This is a genomic window from Lysobacter spongiicola DSM 21749 (assembly GCF_900167055.1).
In the GTDB taxonomy this organism is placed as follows: Bacteria; Pseudomonadota; Gammaproteobacteria; order Xanthomonadales; family Xanthomonadaceae; genus Novilysobacter; species Novilysobacter spongiicola.
The window spans coordinates 380,380-400,419 of record NZ_FUXP01000001.1 but is presented as its reverse complement, the minus strand read 5'-3'; the positions used below and the strand labels follow the sequence as shown (position 1 = coordinate 400,419).

At 67.4% G+C, this 20,040-nt stretch carries 19 protein-coding genes and 1 other RNA gene; 14 read left to right on the top strand and 6 right to left on the bottom strand.

Going from position 1 to position 20,040, the window contains the following annotated elements:
* The first annotated feature begins 135 nt into the window (after positions 1–135).
* From B5D37_RS01860 to B5D37_RS01840, 5 genes are all read left to right on the top strand, one after another.
* Complete coding sequence (locus B5D37_RS01860; RefSeq protein WP_200809173.1) at positions 136–5,574, top strand: HAMP domain-containing protein; 5,439 nt, start codon at positions 136–138, stop codon at positions 5,572–5,574.
* Entirely contained in the window at positions 5,559–7,298 is a 1,740-nt protein-coding gene (locus tag B5D37_RS01855) for a response regulator (protein WP_159447323.1), read from the top strand. The genes B5D37_RS01860 and B5D37_RS01855 overlap by 16 nt, the downstream gene beginning before the upstream one ends.
* Positions 7,291–7,950 (top strand): sensor histidine kinase, encoded by a 660-nt coding sequence (locus tag B5D37_RS01850; protein WP_078756986.1) that lies wholly within the window; start codon positions 7,291–7,293, stop codon positions 7,948–7,950. Before B5D37_RS01855 ends, B5D37_RS01850 begins: the two co-directional genes overlap by 8 nt.
* Positions 7,951–8,023: 73 nt before the next feature.
* Complete coding sequence (locus B5D37_RS01845; RefSeq protein WP_078756985.1) at positions 8,024–8,644, top strand: hypothetical protein; 621 nt, start codon at positions 8,024–8,026, stop codon at positions 8,642–8,644.
* 3 nt (positions 8,645–8,647) lie between these two features.
* Positions 8,648–8,959, top strand: coding sequence for a hypothetical protein (locus tag B5D37_RS01840; RefSeq protein WP_078756984.1), 312 nt, complete (start codon positions 8,648–8,650; stop codon positions 8,957–8,959).
* On the opposite strand, the gene B5D37_RS01835 is transcribed toward B5D37_RS01840, so the two are convergent.
* Together B5D37_RS01835 and B5D37_RS01830 are read right to left on the bottom strand one after the other, a co-directional pair.
* Entirely contained in the window at positions 8,944–9,495 is a 552-nt protein-coding gene (locus tag B5D37_RS01835; protein WP_159447322.1) for a cysteine hydrolase family protein, read from the bottom strand. The two genes, B5D37_RS01840 and B5D37_RS01835, sit on opposite strands and share 16 nt — an antisense overlap.
* A gap of 114 nt (positions 9,496–9,609) precedes the next feature.
* Positions 9,610–10,020 (bottom strand): hypothetical protein, encoded by a 411-nt coding sequence (locus B5D37_RS01830; protein ID WP_143814084.1) that lies wholly within the window; start codon positions 10,018–10,020, stop codon positions 9,610–9,612.
* A 78-nt stretch (positions 10,021–10,098) separates the two neighbouring features.
* Between B5D37_RS01830 and B5D37_RS01825 the strand changes: the two genes are divergently transcribed.
* The 5 genes from B5D37_RS01825 to crcB all read left to right on the top strand — a co-directional run bounded on the left by B5D37_RS01825 (position 10,099) and on the right by crcB (position 13,325).
* Positions 10,099–11,391 carry an SDR family oxidoreductase gene (locus B5D37_RS01825; protein WP_078756981.1) on the top strand — a complete coding sequence of 431 codons (1,293 nt, stop codon included), beginning with the start codon at positions 10,099–10,101 and terminating at the stop codon, positions 11,389–11,391.
* Positions 11,388–11,855 (top strand): DUF2269 family protein, encoded by a 468-nt coding sequence (locus B5D37_RS01820; protein WP_078756980.1) that lies wholly within the window; start codon positions 11,388–11,390, stop codon positions 11,853–11,855. The genes B5D37_RS01825 and B5D37_RS01820 overlap by 4 nt, the downstream gene beginning before the upstream one ends.
* 103 nt (positions 11,856–11,958) lie before the next feature.
* On the top strand, positions 11,959–12,471 hold the full coding sequence (locus B5D37_RS01815) for a hypothetical protein (RefSeq protein ID WP_200809172.1): 513 nt from the start codon (positions 11,959–11,961) through the stop codon (positions 12,469–12,471).
* Positions 12,471–12,914, top strand: a complete 444-nt coding sequence (locus tag B5D37_RS01810; RefSeq protein WP_078756979.1) for an HIT family protein — start codon at positions 12,471–12,473, stop codon at positions 12,912–12,914. The genes B5D37_RS01815 and B5D37_RS01810 overlap by 1 nt, the downstream gene beginning before the upstream one ends.
* A gap of 27 nt (positions 12,915–12,941) precedes the next feature.
* Positions 12,942–13,325, top strand: coding sequence for a fluoride efflux transporter CrcB (gene crcB / locus B5D37_RS01805; protein WP_078756978.1), 384 nt, complete (start codon positions 12,942–12,944; stop codon positions 13,323–13,325).
* Between the two features lie 88 nt (positions 13,326–13,413).
* On the opposite strand, the gene ssrA is transcribed toward crcB, so the two are convergent.
* Positions 13,414–13,768: a transfer-messenger RNA gene (gene ssrA, locus B5D37_RS01800) on the bottom strand.
* Positions 13,769–13,914: 146 nt separating this feature from the next.
* Here ssrA and B5D37_RS01795 point away from each other — a divergent pair.
* Entirely contained in the window at positions 13,915–16,116 is a 2,202-nt protein-coding gene (locus B5D37_RS01795; RefSeq protein ID WP_078756977.1) for a CHASE domain-containing protein, read from the top strand.
* Positions 16,117–16,134: 18 nt separating this feature from the next.
* Here B5D37_RS01795 and smpB read toward each other — a convergent pair whose 3' ends face one another.
* Complete coding sequence (gene smpB, locus B5D37_RS01790) at positions 16,135–16,641, bottom strand: SsrA-binding protein SmpB (RefSeq protein ID WP_078757443.1); 507 nt, start codon at positions 16,639–16,641, stop codon at positions 16,135–16,137.
* A gap of 68 nt (positions 16,642–16,709) precedes the next feature.
* Here smpB and B5D37_RS01785 point away from each other — a divergent pair, with 68 nt between their 5' ends.
* Together B5D37_RS01785 and B5D37_RS01780 are read left to right on the top strand one after the other, a co-directional pair.
* Positions 16,710–17,141: a type II toxin-antitoxin system RatA family toxin gene (locus B5D37_RS01785; protein WP_078756976.1), complete on the top strand. Its 432-nt coding sequence runs from the start codon at positions 16,710–16,712 to the stop codon at positions 17,139–17,141.
* Positions 17,138–17,392 (top strand): RnfH family protein, encoded by a 255-nt coding sequence (locus B5D37_RS01780; protein WP_078756975.1) that lies wholly within the window; start codon positions 17,138–17,140, stop codon positions 17,390–17,392. The genes B5D37_RS01785 and B5D37_RS01780 overlap by 4 nt, the downstream gene beginning before the upstream one ends.
* Positions 17,393–17,432: 40 nt before the next feature.
* Here B5D37_RS01780 and B5D37_RS01775 read toward each other — a convergent pair whose 3' ends face one another.
* On the bottom strand, positions 17,433–17,813 hold the full coding sequence (locus B5D37_RS01775; RefSeq protein ID WP_078757442.1) for an outer membrane protein assembly factor BamE: 381 nt from the start codon (positions 17,811–17,813) through the stop codon (positions 17,433–17,435).
* Between the two features lie 141 nt (positions 17,814–17,954).
* Between B5D37_RS01775 and fur the strand changes: the two genes are divergently transcribed.
* Positions 17,955–18,356, top strand: coding sequence for a ferric iron uptake transcriptional regulator (gene fur / locus B5D37_RS01770; protein WP_078757441.1), 402 nt, complete (start codon positions 17,955–17,957; stop codon positions 18,354–18,356).
* Positions 18,357–18,359: 3 nt separating this feature from the next.
* Here the strand turns inward: fur and recN are convergent, their stop codons facing one another.
* Entirely contained in the window at positions 18,360–20,027 is a 1,668-nt protein-coding gene (gene recN, locus B5D37_RS01765) for a DNA repair protein RecN (protein ID WP_078756974.1), read from the bottom strand.
* Positions 20,028–20,040: the final 13 nt, after the last annotated feature.

The window sequence follows — 20,040 nt, the reverse complement described above, 5'->3', positions numbered from 1 at the left end:
AGGCGTCGTGGGCGGGACACGCGCCCCGGGTGGCCCGGCCGGCCGCTCCTGTTAGAAAAGTGTGAAATCGCCCTCACGCGGGGTAGGCTATTTTGCTTTGATTTTTGGCCACAGACAGCTCGGGGGGAGCCACGCGTGGGAACAAAGACCAGCCGCACCAGTCGCGAAGAAATCGGGTCGCAGGACGACGCCGACACCCGCATCCTCGAAGCCCTGTGTGCCATGCGGGATGGGGACTTCAGCGTCCAGCTGCCGGTGCACTGGGATGGCATGCCCGGCAAGATTGCCGCCTGCTTCAACGCGATCGGGGCCAACAACCGGCACATGGCTTCGGAGCTGGCTCGCGTCGGCGACGTCGTCGGCCGCCAGGGACAGACCGGCAAGCGCATGGTCAGCCCGAACCACTCCGGCGCGTGGCTGGAGATGCAACAGTCGGTCAACGAGCTCATCGATGACCTGGTGCGCCCCGTGGAAACCATGACCACCGCCGTCGCCGCGGTGGCCAAGGGCGACCTGAGCCGTAGCGTCCCGACCGAATCCGAAGGGCGCCCGCTGCAGGGCGAGTTCCTGCGATCGGCGAGGATCGTCAACCGCATGATCGAGCAGATGGGCGAGTTCTCCGCCGAGGTCACCCGGGTCGCGCTCGAAGTGGGCACCGCCGGTCTTCTGGGCGGTCAGGCGAAGGTGAAAGGTGTGTCCGGCGTCTGGAAGGAGCTGACCGACTCGGTCAACCAGATGGCGTCCAACCTCACCACCCAGGTGCGCAACATCTCCGAGGTCACCATTGCAGTGGCGGACGGCGACCTTTCGCGCAAGATCACGGCCGACGTGCGCGGCGAGATGGCCCAGCTGAAGGAGGCCATCAACACCATGGTGGACCAGCTGCGCAGCTTCGCCTCCGAGGTGACGCGCGTGGCGCGCGAGGTGGGCACCGAGGGCAAGCTCGGAGGCCAGGCCGTGGTGCCGGGCGTGGCCGGGACCTGGAAGGACCTCACCGACTCGGTGAACGCGATGGCCTCCAACCTGACCAGCCAGGTGCGCAACATCGCCGAGGTGACCACCGCGGTGGCCAAGGGCGATCTCTCGCGCAAGATCGGCGTGGGCGCCCAGGGCGAGATCCTGCAGCTCAAGGACACCATCAACACGATGGTGGACCAGCTCAATGGCTTCGCTGCCGAGGTGACGCGCGTGGCGCGCGAGGTGGGCACCGAGGGCAAGCTGGGCGGACAGGCGCAGGTACCGGACGTCGCGGGCACCTGGAAGGACCTGACCGACCACGTGAATTCAATGGCGTCCAACCTGACCAGCCAGGTGCGCAACATCGCCGAAGTCACCACCGCGGTGGCGAAGGGCGACCTGTCGCGCAAGATCACCGTGGACGTGCGTGGCGAGATGCTGGAGCTCAAGAACACCCTCAACACGATGGTGGACCAGCTCAACAGCTTCGCCGCCGAGGTGACGCGCGTGGCACGAGAGGTGGGCACCGAGGGCAAGCTGGGCGGCCAGGCCACGGTGCCCGGGGTCGATGGGACCTGGGCCGATCTGACCGACTCGGTCAACGCGATGGCGTCCAACCTGACCAGCCAGGTGCGCAACATCGCGGAGGTGACCACGGCCGTGGCCAAGGGCGACCTCTCGCGCAAGATCGCGGTGACCGCGCAGGGCGAGATCCTCCAGCTGAAGGACACCATCAACACGATGGTGGACCAACTCAACAGCTTCGCCGCCGAGGTGACGCGCGTGGCGCGCGAGGTCGGCACCGAGGGCAAGCTGGGCGGCCAGGCCACCGTGCCGGGCGTGGCGGGCACGTGGGCCGACCTCACCGACAACGTCAACGCGATGGCGTCCAACCTGACCAGCCAGGTACGCAACATCGCGGAGGTGACGACCGCGGTGGCCAAGGGCGACCTGTCCCGAAAGATCGCGGTGGACGTAAAGGGCGAGATGCTCGAGCTGAAGGACACCATCAACACGATGGTGGACCAGCTCAACAGCTTCGCCGCCGAGGTGACGCGCGTGGCGCGCGAGGTGGGTACCGAGGGCAAACTGGGCGGCCAGGCCACCGTGCCGGGCGTGGCGGGTACCTGGGCCGACCTCACCGACAACGTCAACTCGATGGCGTCCAACCTGACCAGCCAGGTGCGCAATATCGCCGAGGTCGCGACCGCGGTGGCGAAGGGCGACCTCTCGCGCAAGATCGGAGTGGACGCCCAGGGCGAGATCCTGCAGCTCAAGGACACCCTCAACACGATGGTGGACCAGCTCAACAGCTTCGCCGCCGAGGTGACGCGCGTGGCGCGCGAGGTGGGTACCGAGGGCAAGCTGGGCGGCCAGGCCACCGTGCCGGGCGTGGCGGGTACCTGGGCCGACCTCACCGACAACGTCAACTCGATGGCGACCAACCTCACCACGCAGGTGCGCGGCATCGCGCAGGTGGTGACCGCGGTGGCCACCGGTGACCTCAGCAAGAAGCTGACGGTGGAGGCCAAGGGCGAGATCGCGGAGCTCGCCGACACCATCAACTCGATGACCGACACGCTGGCGATCTTCGCCGACCAGGTGACCACCGTGGCCCGCGAGGTGGGCGTCGAGGGTCGACTGGGCGGCCAGGCGAAGGTGCCCGGCACGGCCGGCATCTGGGAGAACCTGACCGGCAACGTGAACCAGCTGGCGGCCAACCTGACCACCCAGGTGCGCGCCATCGCGGAGGTCGCCACCGCGGTGACCCAGGGCGATCTCACACGCGAGATCCAGGTGGACGTGAGCGGCGAGCTCGCCGACCTGAAGGACAACATCAACGTGATGATCGGCACCCTGCGTGCGACCACGGAAAGTGGACGCGAGCAGGACTGGCTGAAGACCAACATGGCGACCTTCAGCAGCATGATGCAGGGCCAGCGCGACCTGATCACGCTGGGCAGCATGCTGCTGTCGGAACTCGCGCCGCTGGTGAACGCGCACCAGGGCCTGATGTACGTGGTCGATGACGACGAATCTGGAGAGGCGCCGCGCCTGCGCCAGCTGGCGTCCTACGCCCATACCGGCTCCGCCCAGGGCCGGCACACCCTGGAGTTCGGCGAAGGCCTGGTCGGCCAGTGCGCCGCCCAGGCGCGGATGATCGTGATCGAGGACGTCGAGCCGGGCTCGGTGCAGATCCGTTCCGGCCTGCTGGAAATGGTGCCGCGCAACGTCATCGTGTTGCCGGTGCTGTTCGAGGACCAGATCAAGGCGGTGATCGAACTGGCGTCGCTGTCGGAGTTCACCGTTTCGCACCGGGCCTTCCTGGACCAGCTCTCGCGCAGCATCGGCATCGTGCTGAACACGATCGAGGCGACGATGCGTACCGAGCGCCTGCTGGCCCAGTCGCAGCAACTGGCGGGCGAGCTGCAGTCGCAGCAGAAGGAGCTGCAGCAGACCAACGAGGACATCGCGCTCAAGGCGGCGTTGCTGGCAGAGCAGAAGAACGAGGTCGAGCACAAGAACCTGCAGATCGAGCACGCCCGCCGCGAGCTCGAGGAGAAGGCGGCCGAGCTGGCGCTGACCTCGCGCTACAAGTCCGAGTTCCTGGCCAACATGTCGCACGAGCTGCGCACGCCGTTGAACTCGATCCTGATCCTCGGCCAGCAACTGGCCGAGAACGTGGATTCCAACCTCACGCCGCGCCAGGTGGAGTTCGCGAGCACCATCCATGCCGCGGGTACCGACCTGCTGCACCTGATCAGCGACATCCTGGACCTGTCGAAGATCGAGTCGGGCACCGTCACCGTCGACAGCGAGGAGATCACTTTCCGCCACCTGCGCGAGAACGTGGAGCGCACGTTCCGGCACGAGGCGGAAAGGCGGAACCTGGATTTCTCCGTCGAGGTGTCCAGCGATCTCGGCCGTGCACTCACCACGGACCCCAAGCGCCTGCAGCAGATCCTCAAGAACCTGCTGTCGAACGCGTTCAAGTTCACCGCCGAGGGAAGCGTGCGCATGGTCGCGCGCCCCGTCACCAGCGGCTGGACCATCGGCCACGACGTCCTGGATTCGGCCGCCACCGTGGTCGCCTTCGAGGTCACCGACACCGGCATTGGCATCTCGCCGGACAAGCAGAAGATCGTGTTCGAAGCGTTCCAGCAGGCCGATGCCGGCACTTCGCGCCAGTACGGCGGCACCGGCCTGGGTCTGGCGATCAGTCGTGAGATCGCCGGCCTGCTGGGTGGCGAGCTCCGGCTGCGCAGCCAGGTGGGCGAGGGCAGCACCTTCACCCTGTACCTCCCGCTGAACTACACCGGCGCCGACAGTGCGCATGAAGCCCGGGCCACCCTGGCCATGGAACGCGCCCAGCTCGCCGCTCCGAGCGACGAACCAACCGTGCCGGTCCACGTGGAAGACGACCGCGAGGTCCTGGAGGAAGGCGATCCTATCCTGCTGCTGATCGAGGACGACGCCCGCTATGCAGCGGTGCTGCGCGACCTGGCGCGGTCCCAGGGTTTCCGCGTGCTAGTGGCGACCCGCGGCCACGAGGCGCTGCGACTGGTGCAGGAGTACCGGCCGACCGCGATCTCGCTCGATATCTTCCTGCCCGACATGCTCGGCTGGACGGTGCTGGCCCGGCTGAAGCAGGACTCGACCACGCGCCATATCCCGGTGCAGGTCGTCACCGTCGAGGAGGAGCGCAACCACAGCATGGAGCGTGGCGCCTTCTCCTATCTCGCCAAGCCTGCAACCACCGAGACCATCGGCGCCGCCCTGCAGCGCATCAAGGAGTACACGGTGCCGCGCGTCAAGCGGTTGCTGGTGGTGGAGGACGATGCGGCCGAGCGCATGAGCATCGAGGAGCTGATCCGCCACGACGATGTGTCGATTGATACCGTCGGCAGTGGCGAGGAGGCGCTGGAGGCACTCCGAAAGACGTCGTACGACTGCGTGGTACTGGACCTGAGGCTGCCGGACATGAGCGGTTTCGACCTGCTCGACCGCCTCGAGGCGGAGCCGAAGCTGAGCGAAGTGCCGGTGGTGGTGTTTACCGGGCGCGACCTCAGCGACGAGGAGGATCGCCGCCTGAAGCGCGTGGCCAAGAGCGTGGTGATCAAGGGCGTGGAGTCACCCGAGCGCCTGCTCGACGAGACCGCGCTGTTCCTCCACCGGGTGATTGCCGACCTGCCCGAAGCAAAGCAGCGCATGGTGCAAAGCCTGCATGAATCCAACGATGCGCTGCTCGGCAAGCGGGTGCTGGTGGTGGACGACGATGTCCGCAACATCTTCGCCCTGTCCAGCGCGCTTGAACGGCACGGCATGGACGTGGTCACCGCCAGCAACGGGCGCGAAGCCATCGGGCGGGTCGAGGCGGACGCCGATATCGCGCTGGTGCTGATGGACATCATGATGCCCGGCATGGACGGCTACGAGACCATGAAGGCCATCCGAGCCAATCCCGATTCCAGGGCACTGCCGATCATCGCCCTGACCGCGAAGGCGATGAAGGGCGACCGGGAGAAGTGCCTGGAGGCGGGGGCTTCGGATTACCTCGCCAAGCCGGTGGTGACGGATCAACTGTTGGGGGTGCTGCGACAGTGGCTGCACCGTTGAACCCCGCCGGTGTCGACGCACCGGTGAAGATCCTGCTGGTCGACGACCAGCCGGGCCGGTTGCTCACCTATCGGGCGATCCTGGAGCCGTTGGGCGAGGAGCTCGTGGAGGCGGACTCGGGCGACGAGGCGCTGCGGCTGCTGATGCAGGACGACTTCGCGCTGATCCTGCTCGACGTCAACATGCCGGGCATGGACGGCTTCGAAACGGCGAGCATGATCCACCAGCACCCGCGTTTCGAGAAGACCCCGATCATCTTCGTCACGGCGGTGAACGTTACCGACATGGATCGCCTGAGGGGCTACAAGCTCGGCGCCGTCGATTACGTGATGGTTCCGGTGATCCCGGAGATCCTGCGCAGCAAGGTGGTGGTGCTGGCGGAGCTGCACCGGAAAAGGACGGAGCTGCAAGCCGCCAACGCCCAGCTCGAGGCCGCCAACCGTGCCTTGCAGGCCGAACAGGCGCGCGAGCTCGAGGTGCTCAACGAGTCGTTGCGGCGCGCGAATGCCGCGCTGGGCGCACAGAACGTCGAGTTGCATGGCGAGGTGCTGGAGCGGACCCGGGTCGAGCAGTTGCTGCGCGAGGTCGACCGCCGCAAGGACGAGTTCCTCGCCACCCTGGCCCATGAGTTGCGTAACCCGCTGGCTCCGCTCCAGAACGCGTTGAGCATCCGCCGGCTTGCGATGGCCGGGGCGGATAGCGAGGATCCGCTGCAGGGACTGATGGAGCGCCAGGTCGCGCAGTTGGTCCGGCTGATCGACGACCTGCTGGATATCGCCCGCATCAGCCAGGCCAAGCTGATGCTGCGCAGGCACCCGACGGTGCTCCAGGACATCGTCCAGTCCGCGGTGGAAACCGCCCGGCCGACGGTCGAGGCGGGTGAGCACGAGCTGGTCGTGGAGGTGCCGGAGTCGCCCGTGCACCTGGTGGCGGACGAGGCCCGGCTTTCGCAGGTGCTGTCCAACCTGCTCAACAACGCGGCGAAGTACTCCGAGCCCGGGGGCCACATCCACCTGCTGGCGCGGGTCGCGGAGGAGCGCGTCGAGCTTGAAGTACGTGATGCCGGTATCGGCCTGACACCCGAGGAGACCGAACGCATCTTCGAGATGTTCTCGCAGGTCAACACGGCGGTGGACCGCACCCACGGTGGGCTCGGCATCGGCCTGACCCTGGTGCGCAGGCTGGTGGAGATGCACGGCGGGGAGGTTTCCGTGCAGAGCGACGGTCCGGGACAGGGCTCCACCTTCAAGGTGAGTTTCCCGCATGTGTGCGAGCCGACCGGCCCCGAGAGCACGGAACCGGCGGGAGCCGTCGAGCGCTCCGCGTCCGGAGGCAAGCGCGTGGTGGTCGCCGACGACAACCGCGACGCCGCCGATACATTGGCGATGATGATCGAGATGCTCGGTCATGACGTGCATCGCCACTACACGCCCCATACGGTGATCGCCGATGTGCGCGAATTCCGTCCCGACATCGTGTTCCTGGATGTCGGCATGCCCGGCATGAGCGGATACGAGCTTGCGCGGACCCTGCGCGCCCAGCCGGAATGCCGGAACATGGCAATCGTCGCCGTCACCGGCTGGGGACAGCCCGACGACCGCCGCCTCACCCGCGAGGCCGGCTTCGACGAACACCTGGTGAAACCCCCGGCATTGGACGCCATCGCCCGTTTGTGCAGCGGCCCGGACCGCGCACGCCACGACGAGGAGCCGACCGATGCCTGATGCTTCACCCGACCACAGCGTGGACCTGCTTGAACGGCTCGCCCATGACCTGCGTGGCCCCTTGTCGCCGCTGCAGACGGCCGCCTACCTGCTGCGGCGCGATGACGTGGATCCACAGCGCCAGAAGGAGCTGCTGGAGATCATCGACCGGCAGACATCCCGCCTGAGTGGGATGGTCCAGGAAGTGTCGGACTGGATGCGCGCCCGCAAGGCGCGGCTGGTCGGTACGAAGGAGCCGCTGGGGGTGCCGATGCTGGTGGAGCTTGTCTGCGCCACCCGTCCTGCGGTCAGCGTGGACCTGCCCGAGAGCCTGGACGAGGCGAACGTCCTGGGGGATGCCCAACGGCTCACGCAGATGCTGGGGACCCTGCTCGACTGGGCCCAGGCACTTGATCCCCAGGGCACGATCACCCTCCGGGCATCGCGGGATGGGGAGGTCCTCAGTCTCCGCCTCGCGGCGCCGCCGGTGGAGGGCGGGATGGTGCAGCTGGACGGCCTGTTCAGGATGCCGCAGGCGGTGCCGTTCGACGAGGGGCTGGGCATGCGGCTGCTGATCGCCCGTGAAATCGCTACCGCCCACGGGGGCGAGATTACAGGCGAGGGCGGGACGGACGGGACAACGGTCGTGGTGCGGCTGCCGCTGGACGAATGACCGTGCCCGCCTATACGGGACACAGACGCGCGCTGGCCTAACTTGCGGTCTCCCTCCCGCAAGGAACGTCCCCATGGCAAAGAAGCAGTACGACAAGGCGCAGCTCCACGAGCTGCTCTACCAGGCACTGGAAACCGAGCTCGGTGGCGAGAAGGTCTACCAGAAGGCGCTCGAGTGCGCGGTCAACAAAGACCTGCACAAGGAATGGGAGGAATACCTCGATGAAACCCGCACCCACCAGAAGGTGCTGCTGAACGTCTTCTCCGAGCTCGGGCTGGATCCCGGCACCATGACCCCGGGGCGCGAGGTGGTAGCGCACCACGGGGAGTCACTGGTCAAGGCCATGCAGATGGCCCAGGACGCCGGTGATCCGGCGGCCGCCGAGCTGGTGGCCGGCGAATGCGTGGTACTCGCGGAAACCAAGGACCACCTCAACTGGGAGCTGATCGGCCTGGTCGCCGAGAAGGGCAGTGGCGAAGAGACGAAGGTGTTGAAGAAGGCCTACGAGGCAGTGGCCGAGGACGAGCACCACCACCTCCTGCATACGACTGGCTGGACACGCGAACTGTGGATCCAGTCGCTTGGACTGCCGGCGGTGCTGCCGCCACCGGAGGAGGTCAAGAACGTCGAGACCAAGATCGGCGCTTCCCGTGCCGAGCAGGCACGGGACGACATGCTGAAGGGCCGGCACTGACCGGTGGGTGCCGACGCGTTGGGCTGGGCCGCCTCGGCGGTCCTGCTGGCTACGCTGGGGCGACAGGTCTGGGTGCAGTGGCGCAGCCGGAGTACCGCCGGCGTTTCCTCATGGCTGTTCATCGGTCAGGTGACCGCCAGCGTCGGCTTCACTGTCTACAGCTGGATGCTGGATAACTGGGTCTTCGTCTTCACCAACGTCGCATTGCTCGCCACCGCGGTGCTGGGGCAAGCGATCTACCGTCGTAATCGTCGCCTTGCCGAAGCCGGCGAGGCGACGCCCGAGGACGGGGCCGGCGCTCATGGATCGACGTAGCGCGAGGTCCGCACATCGATGTGCATTGAGGCCTTCATCAGCGCCAGCGCACGCTCCGTGCGTTCGGTGCTGATGGCGGCAACGCAGTCCCGGGGCACGTGCACGTCGAACTCCCGGATATGCGCATCGGTGGCAGTCGCGAGCACGCAGCCGTCGGTGGCCACCCCCGTGACCACCAGCCGGCCTGCCTGCAGCTTTTCCAGGAGCGTCGGCAAGGGCGTCTCGTAGAAGCCCGAATGCTTGGGTTTCAGTACGAAGTAGTCATCGTGTTCCGGAGCAAGCAGCTCGGCGAGCGGAGCGCCCGGGGTGTCATGGCCCACCACCGCAACGATCTCCTTGAAGTCGGCCTTCCAGTCCATGAAGTTGTCATTGACGTAGACCACCGGACGGCCGCTGTTGCGGAACCGCTTCTTGAGCTTGGCCAGCCGCTTCGCCGCTTCGATGGCCAGGGGCCGCATCGAGGCCCCACCCGGAAAGTCGAGCGGGTTGATCATGTCCACGATCAGCAGGACGGGAGTGCGGCTCGACTCGCTCAAGACTTTTTCTCCAAAGGCTTCACGCGCAGCTGCGCGAAGGTGGGACAACATTTCCCCGCCGCGGTGACGCACGGGCGGGCAGGGAGGCGAAATGCAGAGCGCCACATATCGGTATTAGCGGCGGCGCGTGGCGGCAACCAGGAACAGCCCCGCGGCGAACGCCGCGTACGCGCCGAGAATGGAGGGTCTGGAGAGGTGGAACTCGAAACCTGGGGTCAACCGACGCGGCACCACCTTGTAGTCGACGGTGTAGGCCACGCCGGCCATCGCGGCAGCGGCGATGGCCGGCCGCCTGGACAGCGGAATCCGCGACAGCAACCACCGCTCGTAGAAGGTCGCCCAGAACACGGAGCTGGCATGGTGGATCAGGTAGCCGACCGCCGTGTATCGCACGCTCGCAGGGTCCTGGTCGGCGGCGGCATCTCCCCAGACCCAGTGGCTGGTGGCATTGGTGCCGCGTGCCGGGCGCCGGCCGACGCCCCGCGCCCCGAGCGAGACCACCACGGTGCATAGCGCGCTTGCCACGGCCCCGGACACCATTGCCCGGCGCAGCGCGCGTTTCCACGGAGCCCAGCTGTTGCTCGGACCAGGGTCGGCAGCACGATGCGAGTCCTGCTGACCGGCGCCACCGGCTTCCTCGGCAGTGCCCTGGTGGATGCGCTGGGGCGCGCCGGTCACGACGTGGTGGTGGGCGTGCGCGACGTCGCTGCCGCCAGCCGCCGTTGGCCGGGTATCGACGCGGTCGGGATCGACTATCTCACCGACCATTCCGCGTCGGACTGGCTGCCGCGGCTCGAGGGTGTGGACGCGGTCATCAATGCCGTCGGGATTCTCTCTTCGCATGGCAGCCAGACCTTCGAGGCGATTCACGTGCGCGCGCCCTGCGCGTTGTTCGAAGCCTGCGCGCGAATGCGTGTACGGCGCGTGGTCCAGATATCGGCGCTGGGCGCCGACAAAGACGCCGAAACCGACTACCACCGCAGCAAGCGCGAGGCCGACCGGTGCCTGGTGTCGCTCGACGTGTCCTCCAGCATCCTGCAGCCGTCGCTGGTGTTCTCCGCCCATGGGCCCAGTGCCCGATGGTTCACCATGTTGGCGACGATGCCGGCGCTCGCACTTCCGCGGGGCGGGCCACAATGCCTGCAGCCGGTGCACCTGGATGATGTATGCGCAGCCGTGGTGGCCGCGGTCGCTGCCGCGGAGCCGCCCGCCACGGTGGCCGTCGTCGGCCCGCGTCCGCTGACCCTGCGCGGCTATCTCGATGCGCTGGCGGCACCGATGGGCCTGCGGCGCAGAGTCGTAGTGCCGGTGCCCGGTTGGTTGTCCAGGGCCGGCGTGTGGCTGATGGGGAAGGTGCCCGGATCCATCGGCAATCCAGATACATTGAAGATGCTCGAACGGGGCAACTGTGCACCCGCGGACGCGCTGGTACGCCTGATCGGAAGGCCTCCGCTAGATCCCGGGGACTTCCTTGAATCCGCAAGCGCCGGCGAGGTGAGGCGCAGCGCCCAGTTGCGCTGGCTCCTGCCGGTCCTGCGCGTGGCCCTGGCGCTGATGTGGGTCGTTACCGCCGTCGTCTCCCTGTGGGTGTATCCGGTACCCGACAGCCTGGGCCTGCTGGCCCGCACCGGCCTGACTGGAACGACGGGATGGATATCGCTGTACGGCGCGGCGCTACTTGATCTGGTGCTCGGCGTCGCGATGCTGTGGCCGGGCCTGCGCCGGCAGCTCGTCTACAGGCTCCAAGCGGCGCTCATCCTGGGGTACACCTTCGCCATCACCCTGTGGCTGCCGGAGTTCTGGGCGCACCCCTATGGCCCGGTGCTGAAGAACATCCCGCTGCTGGCGGCCATCTGGTTGCTGCATGAGCTGGACCGCCCGGAGCAGCGCGCATGACCGAGTACTTCGTGGTGAAGTGGCTGCACATCCTGTCCTCGACCATGCTGTTCGGGACGGGCATCGGCACCGCCTTCTACCTGTTCTTCGTCAGCAGGACGCGGGACGTGCACGCCGTGGCGGTCGTCGCGCGCTGGGTGGTGATCGCCGACTGGCTGTTCACCGCGACCACCATGGTGGTGCAGCCGGTGAGCGGCTTCTACCTGGCCCACCTGATGGGGGTGCCCCTTGGCGCGAAGTGGATCGTCTGGTCCACGATCCTGTTCGTGTTCGCCGCTGCCTGTTGGTTGCCCGTGGTGTGGCTGCAGGTGCGCCTGAGGGACATCGCCGCGGCCGCCGATGCGGCGGGCGAGCCGCTGCCACCGGAGTATTGGCGGCGGTTCCGGATCTGGACCACGCTCGGATTCCCGGCTCTTGCCGCGTTCCTCGTGATCTTCTACCTGATGGTGGCCAAACCGTACTGAGGGTGTCTTGAGGCTGATGCTCCGCTCGGCAACACGTGCGCTTTACGGACCGGGGTGCAGCCTGCGACCTCGGCTCCGCCATTGATGCATCAGGAGGACTCGCATGGCGACGCATCCTCAGCAGCACATCTTTTCGCCATCCAAAGGCGCCGAGCCGCCTGATTGGGGCGGCCTCCTGCGCCGTGCAGTGGGGTCGGGCACGATAGCCGCCGCGGCGTCGGGCCTGGCCTTCGCGCTGCTTGCGCGGAGACGCACCGGCAGCCTCGCCAGCGCCCCCAACGCTACCAGCCATGTGCTTTGGGGAGAATCCGCCGGACGCTGCCATGAGGTGGACCTGCGGCATACCGCGGCGGGCGTGGCCATCCACCATGCCAGCACCGTGTTCTGGGCCACCGGATTCGAATGGTTGCTGGCGAGGCGCCGGCCACCGCACCCGCTGACAGCGGCGGCGGCCGTGACCACGGCGGCTTACCTGGTGGACTACCACCTGGTGCCGACGCGGCTCACGCCAGGCTTCGAAATACACCTCCCGGCGCGCTCCATGGGCGGCATCTACGCCGCGCTTGGCGCAGGACTCGCGCTTGCGGCGCTGATGCGCCGTCCGGTACGGCACTGATGGGCGAATCCCCTGGCGGATGCCCGTTCTGCGCCGTCGTCGCCGGGGTCGGACCCTCGAGCATCGTGTGCGAAGATGAGCTGGCCGTCGCCTTCATCGATCTGCGGCAGTTCAATCCGGGCCATGTGCTCGTGGTTCCGCGGCGGCACCTGCAGGACATCCGCGAGCTGGACACCGCAACTGGAGCTGCCCTGATGACCATGCTGGTCCGCGTGACACGGGCGGTGGGGGAGAGGTTCCAGAATGACGGACTGAGTCTCTGGCATTCGATCGGCGAGGCGGCAGGCCAGGAAGTGCCGCACCTGCACTTCCACGTGCACCCGCGCCGGACCGGTGACGGCATGTTGCAGGTATATCCACGCGCGCCGCACACGCCGGGCGCGCAGGACCGGGAAGCGTACGCGGAGCAGCTTCGCTGCCAGCTGGAACTGCTTGGGCACTGATTGCGGTGCCGCGGGTAAAGTGGCCGGATGAAAGCACTCATCCTTGTGGGTCTAGGCGGCTTCATCGGATCCGTTGCACGCTACGCCCTCGGCAACCTCGTCCTGCAGCTGGCGCCCCACGCGCGATTCCCGTGGAGCACCTTCGCAGTCAACGTGCTGGGCTGCCTGGTGGTGGGGCTGCTGGCAGGTTTGGCTGATCGGCATCCGGTGCTCGGCAACGATGCGAGGCTGTTCGTGTTCACCGGCCTGCTCGGCGGGTTCACCACGTTCTCGGCGTTCGGACTCGATGCGCTGTCGCTGCTGCGGCGGGGCGAACCGCTGCTGGCGGCGATGTACACAGGCGCGAGCGTGGGGCTGGGCCTGCTCGCAGCCTGGCTCGGATTCGCAATGGTGACGGCATTGCTCCGGTGAGCCCCGGGCGGGAAAAGAAAAAGCCGGGACCCTTGCGGATTCCGGCTCGTCCTGATTGCTTTGGAGCTTCACTGCGTGGAGCTTGAATTGGTGGAGGTGGGGGGAATTGAACCCCCGTCCGAAGGCACTCCATCCCCGGCACTACATGCTTAGCTCACCGTTGGATCTCATCCACCGACAGCACGGTGCGCAAAGCGCATCGGCGGACCAGCCTGCTGTGTGTTAACCGGGTGCTGGCAGGCAGCCACTCCCGGCGATTCCGTGATAAATGACCCTACATCGCGAGCACGGACACAAGCGGTTTCGGGGCTTAGGCCTTAAGCGGCCAGTGCGTAGTTGTCGTCGTTGGCAACTAAAAGTTTGCAGCTGGATTTACGAGGAAAGCTACCCCCTCGGCATGCGCCAAGCGATTTCGCGACCCCCGTCGAAGCCAGTGCACCCCCGGGGACTACAAGATTGCTGACACAGCCAGTATAGGGCCACCCGTCCGGTACTCAAGGGCCCGGGAGCGCTTTCGTAGCGGCGGTTCAGCCATCCGCCTGGCGTTGGGGGAGCGCGGCGGTGGCCGCGCCTTGTATGCTTGCCGGCCATGCACGACCAGCACCGAGCGCAGCCCACCCAGACCCCCGCACGCAGGCTGCGCCCGCTGCGCGGACACCTGTGGGCGCTGGTGGTGCTTCTCGCCTCGGTGGGGTCCGTCTTCGCGTTGTGGCGGATGGCCTACGAGCGCGAACTGCGCGTGGCCGAGGCCGCCTTCGTCGCACGCACGGAGGAGGTGGCCGAGCTGATCCGGCAACAGCTGGTCAACTACGAACTGGTAGGCGGCGGCGGCACATCGCTGTTCGCCTCGGTCGAGCGCCCCACGCCGCAGCAGTGGTATGGCTACGTGGAGGGCATGGAGCTGTCCCGGCGATTCCCGGGCATGGTCGGCCTGGGCTTTGCCGGCTACCTGCGCGGCTCGCGGGTGGGAGACCTGCAGGAGGAGTGGAGCAACGCCGGCTGGGGCACGCTGAACGTGCGGCCGGAAGGGGAGCGCGAGAACTACGGTCCTATCCTGTACCTGGAGCCCCGGACTGCGGAGAACGTCGCCGCGATCGGATTCGACATGTTCTCCGAGCCGACCCGCCGGGAGGCGATGCTGAGGTCCATGGAAACCGGCGAGCCGGCGCTGTCGGGGCCGGTACACCTGGTCCAGGACCCGCTTGCCCGGTCCACGGGACTGCTGTTGTACCTGCCCGTATACCGTGGCGACATCCGACCCGTGACCCCTCAGGCCCGGCGCGAGGCGATGCTGGGCTGGGTGTACATGCCGTTCAAGCTCGAGCAGCTGGTCGGCGAGGTCCTGGCGCCGCGTGAGCAACGCGATGCCCGCTTCCGCATCTATGACGTGTCCGGAGACGACGCCGCGCTGCTGTACACAGCGAGCACCGAAGCGGACTCGCAGGTCCCTGCCTTCCGGCACCACACCGAGCTCGACCTGCACGGACGCCGCTGGCGCGTGGAGTTCGACTCACCCCCTGTCGCGGCAGCCGCCCCGAGATTGAAGAATCTGCAGAGCACCCTCGCGGTGGGGCTGTTCGCGTCCCTGCTGATGTATGCCATCGCCTGGATGCTGGCACGCACCGAGTCGCGAGCGCACGCCATCGCGGTCCGGATGACGGGCGACTATCGCCGCAGCGAGCAGCGGTTCCGTACCGCGATGGAGTATTCGGCGATCGGCAAGGTCCTCCTGGACAGCGACGGCGCGATCGTCGAGGCTAACAAAGCGTTTTCGACCATCGTCGGGCGCACGCCGGAGGCGCTGGTCGGAGCCGGATTCCACACCCTGTTCGAGGACGACGGTGAGACGTCCCCGGTCACGACCGATACCCGCCAGGCCATGAAGGACCTGGGCGAGGGCGTGCGCCGCGAGACCCGTCGCCTGCATCGGCAGGGGGGAGAACCGCGCCATGCCCAGCTGACGTATGCACCGCTGCCCAGCAGCGTGGAGCAGGACATCGCCGGCCTGGTGCAGGTGGAAGACGTGACCGAGCGCCTGCGCGCGGAGGCGCGGGTACACGCGCTCAACCGCACGCTCGAAGCCCGGGTGGCCCTGCGCACCCGTGAGCTCAGCCAGGCCAACCAGGAACTGGAAGCTTTCGCCTACAGTGTTTCGCACGATCTGCGCGCGCCGTTGCGGGCCATCGATGGCTTCAGCAAGGTGCTGGCCGAGCGCTACGCCGGCAGCCTGGACGAGGCGGGGTTGGGATATCTCGAGCGGGTCCGCAATGCGGCCGGGCGCATGGGCGAGCTCATCGATGCACTGTTGAAGATGTCGCGGGTCGGGCGCAGCCCCTTGAACCGGGAGCGCGTGGACCTGAGCCGCATGGCGCACGAGGTGATCGATGAGTTGCGCGCGGGAGACAGGGAGTACCACGTCGAGGCAGTGGTCGAACCCGGCCTGTTGGTAGAGGGCGACCCGACCCTGTTGCGGAGCCTGCTGGTCAACCTGCTCGGCAATGCCTGGAAGTTCACCCGTGGGGTGGATCATCCGCGGGTGGAGTTCGGCCGCGAGGGCGACGAGTTCATCGTCAGGGACAACGGGGCCGGGTTCGCCCAGGAATATGTCGACAAGCTGTTCCGGCCATTCCAGCGTCTGCACGACCAGACCGACTTCGCCGGCCATGGCATTGGCCTGGCGTCGGTGAAGCGCATCGTGGAGCGGCATGGTGGCAGCATCCGCGCCGCCGGGCGGGAGGGGCAGGGCGCCACTTTCTACTTCACCCTGCCAGGCGCGGTCGAATCCGTCTGAGTGGGCCGGGCGCCCTGGTCAGGCGCTCTTGTTGTGGCCGCGCATGACGCGCTGTTTCTCGCGCGCCCAGTCGCGGTCCTTGCTGGCCTGCCGCTTGTCGTGGTCCTGCTTGCCCTTCGCCAGCGCCAGCTCGACCTTTACCTTGTTGCCTTTCCAGTACATCGAGGTCGGCACCACGGTGTAGCCGTCGCGCTGGATGCGCCCCATGAGGTTGTCTATCTCGCGCCGGTGCAGCAGCAGCTTGCGGGTGCGGCGGTCATCGGCAACCACGTGCGTGGACGCCGAGATCAGCGGCGTCATCTGCGCACCGAACAGGAACATCTCGCCGTTGCGGACCACGGCATAGCTCTCGCCGATGTTGGCGCGACCGGCGCGGATGGACTTCAGTTCCCAGCCCTGCAAGGCAAGGCCAGCCTCGAAGCGTTCCTCCAGGTGGTAGTCGTGGCGGGCGCGCTTGTTGAGCGCGATGGTCCCGCCACCACCCTTTCCCTTATCCTTGGCGTTCTGGTTTTTGTTCTTGCTCATCGCGTCATTGTCCCCGAAGCGGAGGTGGCGTGCGATACATCCGGCCATCAGTGCCCCAACTGGACGCCATGCCCACCATCCGCCGCTCCGCTCTGGTCGAACACTCCGCCGCCCGCATGTTCGCGCTCGTCAACGACGTCGGCGCCTATCCGCGGCGCTTTGGCTGGTGCGATTCGGCGCAGGTCCTGGAATCCTCCGAGCACCGCATGGTGGCAAGGCTGGACCTTGGGCTCGGTGCATTGCGTACGTGGTTTACCACCGAGAACACGCTCGAGCCGCCGCACCACATCGACCTGCGGCTGGTCGACGGGCCATTCCGGCGCCTGTCCGGCCGCTGGGAATTCCACGCGCTGGACGAATCGGCCTGCAAGGTGACGCTCACGCTGACGTTCGAGCCGGCCGTGAAGCTGCTTGGCCCCGCGATGGCGGTGGGCTTCCAGAGCCTGGCCGACCGGATGGTGGAAGACTTCATCAAGGTCGCCGACCGCGGAGCCGAATGAAGGTGACGCTCATCCGCGCCTGGCCGCGGCGCTTCGAGTCGGTCGAAGTCGAGCTGCCGCAGGGGGCGTGCGTCGAGGACGCGCTGCACGCGGCGGGCTGGATGGACCCGGTGGGGCGCTGGGCCGTGTTTGGCGAGGTGGTCGACGTGCGGACACCTCTGGGTGACGGGGACCGCATCGAATTGCTGCGACCGCTGCAGGTCGACCCCAAGGAATCACGCCGCCGGCGCGCGGCCAGGCGGCAGCCCTGACACACGGTGCCGCCGGAAAAAACCGGGAAGGCGGGTGCCGTTACTTCCGGTCGCGCGCGAGGTTCGGGCCGAACTGTTTCCGGGCGGACTTGGCGAGTTCCGCGTCCTGCTCCGGGAAGTACTCGCCCTCCCAGCGGGCCAGGACGTCATTCTCGAACCACAGGGTCAGGTTCTTCACCCGGGTCCGGGCGCGGCGATCGGTGCGCTCGGTGGCAGCGTAGTCCCAGCGATCCTGGTGGAACGGGTCCTGGATCGAGGGCGTGCCGAGCAGGCCCTGGACCTGCTGCTTGCTCATGCCTTCCTGCAGCTGGTCGACCGCATTCTTTTCCAGCAGATTGCCCTGGTAGATCGGCTGCCGGTAGACGATGCCGCAGCCACTTGCCACCAGGGCAACGGCGAAGGCGAGCAGGAGGGTACGCATCGGGTGCTTGGGCATCGTTTTCCGCGGCAGGTGGATATCGGGCCGATGATACACTGCCGCGGCCATGGCGCAGACGCTGCCGCGCCTTGTTCATACTGGATTGCAATGCATCGGCGTCGCAGCGCGCCGAACGGGAAGCCGATGGAATCGAACGAACTGCGGAAGGCTGGACTCAAGGTGACGCACCCGCGGATGCGCATACTGGAGTTGCTGGAACAGGCAAAGCCGCGCCACATGACTGCCGAGGACATCTACCGGCTCCTGCTCGACCAGGGTGAGGACATCGGCCTGGCTACGGTGTACCGCGTGCTGACCCAGTTCGAGAGTGCGGGCCTGGTGCTCAAGCACAATTTCGAGTCCGGCCAATCGGTCTACGAGCTCGATCGCGGGCAGCACCACGACCACATGGTCGACATCGAGACCGGAAAGATCATCGAGTTCGAGAGCAGCGAGATCGAAGAATTGCAGGCCAGGATCGCCGAACAGCACGGTTACCAGATCGAGGAGCACTCGCTGGTGCTCTACGTACGCAAGAAGCGCTGACGCTCAGTCGACGTCGCGCAGCAGCCGGCGCGCCGCTGCACGCGCCTCCGGCGTCAGCTCCACGCCACCCAGCATCCGCGCCAGTTCCTCCTGGCGCTGCTTGCCGTCCAACAGCTTGACCTGGCTCTGGGTCACGCCCTCGCTTGCCGCCTTGCTCACGCGGTAGTGCGCATGTCCCTGGGCTGCGACCTGGGGGAGGTGGGTCACGCAGAGCACCTGCCGGCTCGCGCCCAGCGCCCTGAGCTTCTGGCCGACGATCTCGGCCACGCCGCCGCCGATGCCGGAGTCGACCTCGTCGAACACCATGGTCGGCACCGCATCCAGGCCAAGCGCGGCAACTTCGATGGCCAGCGAAATGCGCGACAGTTCGCCGCCCGAGGCGACCTTTCGCAGCGGGCGGGGCGGCTGGCCGGGGTTGGCCGCCACCAGGAACTCCACCCGCTCGCCACCCTGCGGATCCGGCTTGTCGGCATCGACGGGCTCAAGGGCGACATCGAAGCGTCCGCCGCCCATGCCCAGCTCGGTGATCAAGGCCGTCGTCGCTTCGGCAAGCGTGGCCGCGGCCGACCTGCGCTGCGCGCCAAGCACGTCGGCGGCCGAGCGCCACTGCTGGCGTGCCTGCTCGATCTCAAGGTCGAGCTTCTCCAGGCGGGCGCCGGCCCCACGAAGCTCCTCCAGCTCGGCTTCGATCGCATCGCGCTGGGCGGCCAACTGCTCCGGCGCCACGCGGTGCTTCCGGGCCAGGTCGTGCAGGCGGCCCAGGCGTTGTTCGATCGAGTCGAATGCCGACGGGTCCAGGTCCAGGTCGCTGAGGACCCGGTCGAGCAGGGCGTGCGCCTCGTCCACCTGGATCGCGGCGGTGTCGAGCATCGCATCGACCTGCGAAAGGCGCGGCTCGTGCTCGGCGACGCGTTGCAGCTCTGCACGCACCCGGCCCAGTGAGCGGGTCACCGACTCGTTCTCGTCGCCACCAAGCCGGGCAAAGGCGGTTTCGCAGGCGGCGATGAGGTCCGAGGCATGGGCCTGGCGACGATGATCGCGCTGCAGTTGCTCGATCGACTCGGGCTCGAGCGTCTCGCGCTCCAGCTCCGCGTGCTGGTGGGCCAGCCAATCGATCCGCTCGCTCACGTCTCCTTGGGAAGACAGCCTGTCGCGTTCGCGAAGCAGGTCGGTCCAGCGATTGGCTGCCGCCGCCACCGCCTCGAGCTCGGGGGCGGTGCGGGCAAAGGCATCGAGCAGCGCCAGTTGGCTGGGGCGGGACATCAGTGCCTGGTGCTCGTGCTGGCCGTGGATCTCCACCAGGCAGCCCGCCAGCGCCGCCAGTTGCGTCAGCGTCACCGGCCGGCCGTTGATCCAGGTCCGGGAGCCGCCGTCGGCGCGAACCACGCGGCGGATCTGGCAGGTGTCTTCCTCGTCCAGCTCGTTCGCCACCAGCCACTCACGGGCCGCCGGCACGTCCTCCAGCGAGAACTCACCCAGCACCTCGGCCCGGTCGGCGCCATGGCGGACGACGCCGCTGTCGGCGCGCAGGCCCGACAACAGCCCGAGCGCATCCACCAGCAGCGACTTGCCGGCGCCGGTTTCGCCCGAGATCACGGTGAGCCCCGGTCCGAAGGCGAGTTCCGCCTCGCTGACCACGGCGAATTGCTTGAGGGAGAGGTGGGCGAGCATGCGGCGGCGATTC

Excerpts from the sequence above, each read along its gene's own strand:
- B5D37_RS01850 (WP_078756986.1), top strand. The coding sequence starts at position 7,291 with ATGCCTGATGCTTCACCCGACCACAGCGTGGACCTGCTTGAACGGCTC.
- B5D37_RS01845 (WP_078756985.1), top strand. The coding sequence starts at position 8,024 with ATGGCAAAGAAGCAGTACGACAAGGCGCAGCTCCACGAGCTGCTCTAC.
- B5D37_RS01825 (WP_078756981.1), top strand. The coding sequence starts at position 10,099 with ATGCGAGTCCTGCTGACCGGCGCCACCGGCTTCCTCGGCAGTGCCCTG.
- B5D37_RS01820 (WP_078756980.1), top strand. The coding sequence starts at position 11,388 with ATGACCGAGTACTTCGTGGTGAAGTGGCTGCACATCCTGTCCTCGACC.
- B5D37_RS01815 (WP_200809172.1), top strand. The coding sequence starts at position 11,959 with ATGGCGACGCATCCTCAGCAGCACATCTTTTCGCCATCCAAAGGCGCC.
- B5D37_RS01810 (WP_078756979.1), top strand. The coding sequence starts at position 12,471 with ATGGGCGAATCCCCTGGCGGATGCCCGTTCTGCGCCGTCGTCGCCGGG.
- crcB (WP_078756978.1), top strand. The coding sequence starts at position 12,942 with ATGAAAGCACTCATCCTTGTGGGTCTAGGCGGCTTCATCGGATCCGTT.
- B5D37_RS01795 (WP_078756977.1), top strand. The coding sequence starts at position 13,915 with ATGCACGACCAGCACCGAGCGCAGCCCACCCAGACCCCCGCACGCAGG.
- smpB (WP_078757443.1), bottom strand. The coding sequence starts at position 16,641 with ATGAGCAAGAACAAAAACCAGAACGCCAAGGATAAGGGAAAGGGTGGT.
- B5D37_RS01785 (WP_078756976.1), top strand. The coding sequence starts at position 16,710 with ATGCCCACCATCCGCCGCTCCGCTCTGGTCGAACACTCCGCCGCCCGC.
- B5D37_RS01780 (WP_078756975.1), top strand. The coding sequence starts at position 17,138 with ATGAAGGTGACGCTCATCCGCGCCTGGCCGCGGCGCTTCGAGTCGGTC.
- B5D37_RS01775 (WP_078757442.1), bottom strand. The coding sequence starts at position 17,813 with ATGCGTACCCTCCTGCTCGCCTTCGCCGTTGCCCTGGTGGCAAGTGGC.
- fur (WP_078757441.1), top strand. The coding sequence starts at position 17,955 with ATGGAATCGAACGAACTGCGGAAGGCTGGACTCAAGGTGACGCACCCG.
- recN (WP_078756974.1), bottom strand. The coding sequence starts at position 20,027 with ATGCTCGCCCACCTCTCCCTCAAGCAATTCGCCGTGGTCAGCGAGGCG.